Consider the following 6,772-nt stretch of genomic DNA (forward strand, 5'->3'; position numbering starts at 1 on the left):
TCACTTGGCCTCCATCGCCTTCCTGCGCATGAAATTGTTGAACAGCACGGCCACCAGCAGCATCGCGCCGAGGAACACCTGGAACCAGTCGGTATTGACGCCGGTATAGAAGATGCCCATCTGCACCATGCCGAAGATTAGTGCCCCCAGCGCCGCTCCGATGGCCGACCCATAGCCGCCGGTGAGCAGCGCCCCGCCGATGACCACGGCGATGATCGCCTCGAGCTCCTTGAGCTGCCCGCGGATGGTGTCCGCCGAGCCGGTATCCATCACCTGCAGGCAGGCAAAGATGGTGGCCGAGAAGGCGGTGAACATGAACAGCGAGATCTTGACCCGATGTACCGGCACCCCCGAGTTGCGTGCGGCGTTGGCGTCGCCGCCGCTGGCGAAGATCCAGTTGCCGTAGGGAGTGCAGAGCAGGACCCAGGTAGCGAGCGCCGTCAGCGCGAGCCACCAGACGATGGCGACCGGAATACCGGTGACCACCGGATTCCCGGCGAAGTTGGTGGCGATCCAGCCTTGGGTTGCCATCCAGGAGAACAGTCCGGTAGCGACTTCACCGGAGAAGAGCGCGGCAAACCAGTCGCCGGGAATGTGCTGCTGAACGCCACCGACCTGGGTACGGCCGGTCAGCAGGCGGCTGATGCCGATGGCCAGGCCGCGCAGGATGAACAGGAAGCCCAGCGTGACGATGAAGGAGGGCAGACCGGTGCGATTGACCAGATTGCCATTGATCCAGCCAACCAGCAGCGCACAGGAAAAGGCCAACAGCATGGCTGCCCACAGAGGCCAACCGTACTCCACGGCGGGGATGGCGATGACGATGCCGGCCAGACCGATCATCGAGCCGATGGAGAGGTCGAACTCGCCGCCAATCATCAACAGCGCAGCAGCCGTGGCGATGATGCCCAGTTGGGCCGCCACTTGAAGAAAGTTGACGATGCCCGCCGGCGTGAACATGCCGGTGCCGCTGGCGGCGACGATGAAGAAGGCGAGCACCAGGACAGTGCCGGCCAGGGCGCCCAGTTCAGGGCGGCTCAGCGCCTTTTTCCAGAACGACACCTTCTGCAAGCGCTCATCCCGTTGCTCCGTCATCGAATCGTTAGCCAGAGAGGGTTCGTTGGACTTCATGACAGTCGGCTCCCTGGGCCCGGGTTCGCCGGGCCCATGTGAGAAGGTGGATATCAGCGAATGCCTTTCTTGCTCAGCTCGATGACCTGAGCGGCATTTTCCTGGGTCACGAAACCCGGGCCGGTGGGGACGTCGCCCGCTGGCAGCATGCCGTTCCTGGCGAACTGGTCGAGGAACATGACCGGCAGGTAGCCCTGCAAGTACTGCTGCTGGTCGATAGCGAAGTCCAGCTCGCCGTTTTCGAGGGCCTCCAGGATGCTCGGCGAGAGGTCGAAGGTGCCCAGGACGAACATGTCGGTGGCCCCCTGATCCCGCATGGCACGCACCATCGGTTCAGCAGCCAACGCACCGAGAGTCAGGATGCCGCCCACATCGTCGTTCTGGTTGAGATAGGCGACGATGGCATTGCGGATCTCCGTGGGATCGTAAGTCGTCGCCAGCTGCGACGCATTGCCATCGAAGCCGGCCACGAAACCATCACAGCGCTGATCGAGCCCCTGGTTGCCCTGCTCATGGTTCACGCAGAGCCCCTTCTCGACGCCCATCTCCTGCATGCGCTCGGCAGCTTGCCTGCCGGCTTCGTATTCGCTCTGGCCAATATGCAGGCGAGCGCCATAGTTGCCCGCAACGTCACCCCCGGAGTTGATCGTGATCACCGGAATGCCGTTATCGACGGCGTTCTGGACCACACCGCCAAGTGCATTCTCATCGGTAAAGGAGACGATCAGGCCATCGGGATTCGACGCCACCGCCGCCTGGATGAGCTGCTGCATCCTGGCCATATCGAAAGTCGAGGGGGCCCGGTACTCCAAGGTGGCGCCGACAAGCTCCGCGGCATCCTCGGCTCCGTTCTTGACCACGGACCAGAACGGGTCGGAGGGTACGCCGTGGGTCACCATGACGAAGCGGGCACTGTTCTGGGCCTGGGCCGAGCCCGCCATGAGAGCCGCTGCCGCAGTCGAAGCGAGCAGCCAGTGAGTGAGACGTGCCATGGGTAGAATCCTCGTGATTATCGTTATTGGTGGTCAGGCATGAAACGTGTTGTCGAGATGAAATATAGATTCCATTTTTCGATTTTTACAAATCAAACATTCTATACTTTGGTATGATTGGAATATTTATTCCATGACACCTAGACTGCCAGACATGCATCGGGCTCGAGTCAACGTGCCCGGCCGGGGCAAGGAAAATCGACACATGAAGCAGACGCCACAGGATTTCAGCGAACTGGAAACCCGCATCACACAGGAGTACGCCAGCTTGAGCCGGCGCCTCCAGCAGACAGCGCGGTTCCTGCTCGATCATCCCCAGGAGGTGGCCTTCGCCACCGTGGCCAAGCTCTCGGAGCAGGCGGATGTGACACCCTCGACCCTGATCCGCTTCGCCAACAGCTTCGGCTTCTCCGGCTTCTCGGAGATGCAGCAACTATTCCGTACGCGCCTGGTGGACGAACTGCCCAACTACACCGAGCGCATTCGTGCCGTGCGCAGCGCCACCGGGGAGACACCGGACAGCACCCAGCTGTTGTGGGAGTTCGCCGAGGCCAATCGCGAGGTGCTGGAGCAGCTACCGGGGCGCATCGACCCACGCTGCCTCGAACAGGCGCTGGATGTGTTCGACAAGGCTGAGATCGTGCACGTGATGGGTGCACGGCGCAGCTTCGTGGTGGCCAGTTATTTCACTTATGCATTGCATCACATCGACAAGCGGGCCTGCCTGCTCAACGGCCTGGGCGGCATGCTTGGCGAGCAGGTCAAGACCATCGGCAAGCGCGATGCATTGATGGTGGTGAGTTTCTCGCCCTACGCCGAGGAGAGCCGCGAGGCGGCGGCACAGGCAAAGCAGCGCGGCATACCGCTGGTGGTGATCACCGACTCCAGCCTGAGCCCGCTGGCACGCCTCGCCGATGTGGTCCTGGTCGTTCACGAGGCCGAGGTCAAGAGCTTCCGGGGCCTGACCGCTTCGCTGTGCCTGACCCAGACCCTGGCCATCGCCCTCGGCGTTCGTCAGGACAAGGCCAGCGATCGCAATGACGAAGGCAGGGGCCTGGCCTGAGCGGGTGTCACCCATTCACAACAAGACGAAGGAGAGCACATGAGACTCGCCCTGATTGGCGCCGGGCGCATCGGCAAGGTGCACGCCCAGGCCATCGCCGGCCACCGGGACGTGCAGTTGGCTGCCGTCGCCGACCATCACCGGCCAGCCGCCGAGGCGTTGGCTGTCGAACACGGCTGCCCGGTGATGACCTCCGAGGAGGTCTTTTCCACCGACACCATCGATGCCGTGCTGATCGCCTCCAGCACGCCGACCCATGCCGACTACCTCGAGCAGGCGGCGCGGGCCGGCAAGGCGATTCTCTGCGAGAAACCCATCGCCCTGGACCTCCCCCGTACTCGTGACGCCCTACGAGTGCTCTCCAGCCATCCGGTGACCTGTGCGCTGGGCTTCAATCGCCGCCACGACCCGCAATTCGCCGCCCTGAAGCAGGCCATCAACGAGGGGCGGATCGGTCGGCTGGAGACGCTGACCATCATCAGCCGCGACCCGGCACCACCCCCTGCGGAATACGTCGGCGCCTCCGGCGGGCTGTTCCGCGACATGATGATCCATGACTTCGACATGGCCCGCTGGCTGCTCGACGAGCCGATCGCCCACGTTCATGGCGAAGGCAGCTGCCTGATCGATCCGGCTATCGGCGAGGCTGGCGACATCGATACCGCCATGGTCACCCTGACCACCGTCAGCGGCCGCCTCTGCCATATCGGCAACTCGCGCCGCGCCTGCTATGGCTACGATCAGCGCATCGAGGCTTTCGGCAGCGCCGGCATGCTGCAGGCCCAGAACGAAAGCGACACCCGGCTGCGCTTCACCAGCGAGACGGGCCAGGTGGAAGAGAAGCCCAAGTGGTTCTTCCTGGAGCGCTACGCCGAGGCCTACCGCCGCGAAATCGACGATTTCGTCGATGCCTGGCGACAGCAACGTGCCCCCCTGGCCGGTGCCCATGACGGCCTCGAGGCCCTGCGCCTGGCCGAAGCGGCCGAACGCTCGCTGCGCGAGGGGCGTCGCATCGCGCTGGACTCCATTCACTGATATCGACAAAGGAGGGGCTCATGGCAACGCTACTGGTACGCCCACAGCCACCCGATGCGCAGGGCACCGTGCTGGACGTCACGCCCGAATCCGCCGGCTGGGAGTACGTCGGCTTCCGGGTCCACAAGCTGGCCCAGGGCCAACGGATCGAAGCCAATACCGGAGAGCGAGAATGCTGTCTGGTGCTGCTTTCCGGGCGTGCCACCATCGCCAGCGGCGAACATCGCTGGGAGGCGATCGGCGAACGCATGGATGTCTTCGAGAAGATACCGCCCTACGCCATCTATCTACCCAATGGAGTGAACTACGACGTAGAGGCCGTCACCGACCTGGAGCTAGCGGTGTGCAGCGCGCCCGGCCATGGCAACCACGAGCCGCGTCTGATTGCCCCCGACCAGGTCAAACGCAGCACCCGGGGCAGCGGCACCAATACCCGTCACATCCAGGATATTCTTCCGGAGACCGAGCCGGCCGACAGCCTGTTGGTGGTGGAGGTCTATACCCCCGCCGGTAACTGGTCCAGCTATCCACCCCACAAGCACGACACGGACAACCTGCCGGAGGAGTCCTTCCTCGAGGAGACCTATTACCACCGAGTCAATCCGCCCCAGGGGTTTGCCTTCCAGCGCGTCTATACCGACGACCGGAGCCTGGACGAGACCATGGTGGTGGAGAACGGCTGCTGCGTGATGGTACCGCGCGGCTATCACCCGGTGGGTGCCGCCCACGGCTACGAACTCTACTATTTGAATGTGATGGCCGGCCCCAAGCGGGAATGGAAGTTCCAGAACGACCCGGCCCACGAGTGGATCGTCAACGCCTGATCAGGCAGAAAACAAAAAACCGGAGCGCCGCGGCGCTCCGGTTTTTTTGTGTTACCCGCCTGGGCTCGCGCGGAATCAGGCCGCTTCGCGCTTGGCGTCGCCTGCGGCCTGCATGGCCAGGGCGGTATCCAGCATGCGGTTGGAGAAGCCCCACTCGTTGTCGTACCAGGCCATCACCTTCACCAGGCGGCCGTTCACCCGGGTATGGTTGGCATCGAAGGTCGAAGAGTTGGCGTCGTGGTTGAAATCGATGGAAACCAGCGGCTGGGCGTTCACCGCCAGCACGGGCGAGGCCTCGGCGGCCTTGGCCAGGATCGCGTTGATCTCTTCCTTGGTGGTATCACGGCTGGCGGTGAAGACGAGGTCCACCAGCGAGACGTTGATCACCGGCACGCGTACCGCCAGGCCGTCGAACTTGCCGGCCAGCTCCGGCAGGACCAGGCCCACCGCGGCGGCGGCACCGGTCTTGGTCGGGATCATCGAGTGCGTGGCACTGCGCGCCCGGTAGGGGTCGCTGTGATAGACGTCGGACAGGTTCTGGTCGTTGGTGTAGGCGTGCACCGTGGTCATCAGGCCGTTCTCGATACCCACCGTGTCGCTGAGCGCCTTGGCCACCGGCGCCAGGCAGTTGGTGGTGCAGGAGGCGTTGGAAACCACCTTGTGCTCGGGCTTCAGCACGTCCTCGTTGACGCCGTACACCACGGTGGCGTCGGCGTCCGGGCTCGGCGCGGAAATCAGCACCCGTTTTGCTCCCGCCTCGAGGTGCTTGGCTGCAGCCTCGCGCTTGGTGAACAGGCCAGTGCACTCCATCACCAGGTCGACACCCAGCGACTGCCACGGTAACGCGGCCGGATCGCGCTGGGAGAGAATGGCAATGCGGTCGCCGTCCACGGTCATGCTCTCCTCGTCATGCTCTACGCTGAACGGAAAACGACCATGCACGGTATCGTGGCGCAGCAGGTGGGCATTGAGAGCGGGGTCGCCCAGGTCATTGATGGCCACCACCTTGACTCGGTTGCGGTAGCCGTTCTCGTACAGAGCACGCAACACGTTACGACCGATGCGGCCGAAGCCGTTGATGGCAATCTTGAGTGTCATGTCCTCTCTCCTCCAGAGCGTCTCTGTAGCTTTTCAGGGTAGTGGATAGAGCCGGTGGGCAGAGATCGGGCATCGGCGATGCCGGCTAGGCAGCCTGCGGCTCCTGTCAGTATGTCCTTCAATGTGACGCAAACTGTTCAGGGACTCAAGATTTTTTTAGTAACTTTACAACATAAAAGCTTTGCTGAATCGATCCTTCTGAAGCGACCCGTGCTAGCCCATCATCCTTTTCAGGCTGGCAGAATCACCAAACCAAGCCCGCCGAAGCGGCGGCAACGTGTGTCACGACATGATGTAGTAAACTTACCATAAAGGGGATATTGTTGTAGTCTGACGACATCCCCTTCCTTCAGGAGGCGCCTCGACATGCCGAAGCCACTGCCGCACATCCCTCTCCGCCGTACCAAGATCGTCGCCACCCTGGGGCCGGCCAGCGACCGCGAGGGCGTACTCGAGGCGATGATCCGCACCGGCGTCGACGTGGTGCGCCTCAACTTCTCCCACGGCAGCGCCGCCGACCATCGTCGCCGGCTGAGCGCCGTGCGCGAGATCGCCGACCGCCTGGGCAAGAGCGTCGCCGCGCTGGGCGACCTGCAGGGGCCCAAGATTCGCATCGCCCGCTTTCGTGA

7 protein-coding genes are annotated in these 6,772 nt (G+C 63.2%); 4 read left to right on the forward strand and 3 right to left on the reverse strand.

What is annotated here, in order from left to right:
* Both SPH52_RS20885 and SPH52_RS20890 read right to left on the reverse strand, forming a co-directional pair.
* A complete protein-coding gene (locus SPH52_RS20885) occupies nucleotides 1-1,131 on the reverse strand; it encodes an ABC transporter permease (RefSeq protein WP_411796963.1) in 1,131 nt (376 codons plus the stop codon).
* 53 nt (nucleotides 1,132-1,184) lie between these two features.
* Nucleotides 1,185-2,123 carry a sugar ABC transporter substrate-binding protein gene (locus SPH52_RS20890; RefSeq protein ID WP_411796964.1) on the reverse strand — a complete coding sequence of 313 codons (939 nt, stop codon included), beginning with the start codon at nucleotides 2,121-2,123 and terminating at the stop codon, nucleotides 1,185-1,187.
* A gap of 205 nt (nucleotides 2,124-2,328) precedes the next feature.
* Here SPH52_RS20890 and SPH52_RS20895 point away from each other — a divergent pair, with 205 nt between their 5' ends.
* Genes SPH52_RS20895 through iolB form a run of 3 tightly spaced genes read left to right on the forward strand, consistent with a single transcriptional unit; the run spans nucleotide 2,329 to nucleotide 5,045 of the window.
* Nucleotides 2,329-3,186, forward strand: coding sequence for a MurR/RpiR family transcriptional regulator (locus SPH52_RS20895; protein ID WP_411796965.1), 858 nt, complete (start codon nucleotides 2,329-2,331; stop codon nucleotides 3,184-3,186).
* Nucleotides 3,187-3,225: 39 nt separating this feature from the next.
* Nucleotides 3,226-4,221 (forward strand): inositol 2-dehydrogenase, encoded by a 996-nt coding sequence (gene iolG / locus SPH52_RS20900; RefSeq protein ID WP_411796966.1) that lies wholly within the window; start codon nucleotides 3,226-3,228, stop codon nucleotides 4,219-4,221.
* 20 nt (nucleotides 4,222-4,241) lie between these two features.
* Nucleotides 4,242-5,045, forward strand: coding sequence for a 5-deoxy-glucuronate isomerase (gene iolB / locus SPH52_RS20905; protein ID WP_411796967.1), 804 nt, complete (start codon nucleotides 4,242-4,244; stop codon nucleotides 5,043-5,045).
* Nucleotides 5,046-5,120: 75 nt separating this feature from the next.
* On the opposite strand, the gene gap is transcribed toward iolB, so the two are convergent.
* The gene (gene gap, locus SPH52_RS20910) at nucleotides 5,121-6,143 is read right to left on the reverse strand and encodes a type I glyceraldehyde-3-phosphate dehydrogenase (protein ID WP_411796968.1); all 1,023 of its coding nucleotides are present in this window, start codon (nucleotides 6,141-6,143) and stop codon (nucleotides 5,121-5,123) included.
* Nucleotides 6,144-6,509: 366 nt separating this feature from the next.
* Between gap and SPH52_RS20915 the strand changes: the two genes are divergently transcribed.
* A partial coding sequence (locus SPH52_RS20915) for a pyruvate kinase (protein ID WP_411796969.1) occupies nucleotides 6,510-6,772 on the forward strand: 263 nt, incomplete at its 3' end.

The sequence above is a fragment of the Halomonas sp. A29 genome (assembly GCF_046723295.1).
Lineage (GTDB): Bacteria > Pseudomonadota > Gammaproteobacteria > Pseudomonadales > Halomonadaceae > Halomonas.

Coding starts and splice junctions, on each gene's coding strand:
- SPH52_RS20885 (WP_411796963.1), bottom strand. CDS start 1,131: ATGAAGTCCAACGAACCCTCTCTGGCTAACGATTCGATGACGGAGCAA.
- SPH52_RS20890 (WP_411796964.1), bottom strand. CDS start 2,123: ATGGCACGTCTCACTCACTGGCTGCTCGCTTCGACTGCGGCAGCGGCT.
- SPH52_RS20895 (WP_411796965.1), top strand. CDS start 2,329: ATGAAGCAGACGCCACAGGATTTCAGCGAACTGGAAACCCGCATCACA.
- iolG (WP_411796966.1), top strand. CDS start 3,226: ATGAGACTCGCCCTGATTGGCGCCGGGCGCATCGGCAAGGTGCACGCC.
- iolB (WP_411796967.1), top strand. CDS start 4,242: ATGGCAACGCTACTGGTACGCCCACAGCCACCCGATGCGCAGGGCACC.
- gap (WP_411796968.1), bottom strand. CDS start 6,143: ATGACACTCAAGATTGCCATCAACGGCTTCGGCCGCATCGGTCGTAAC.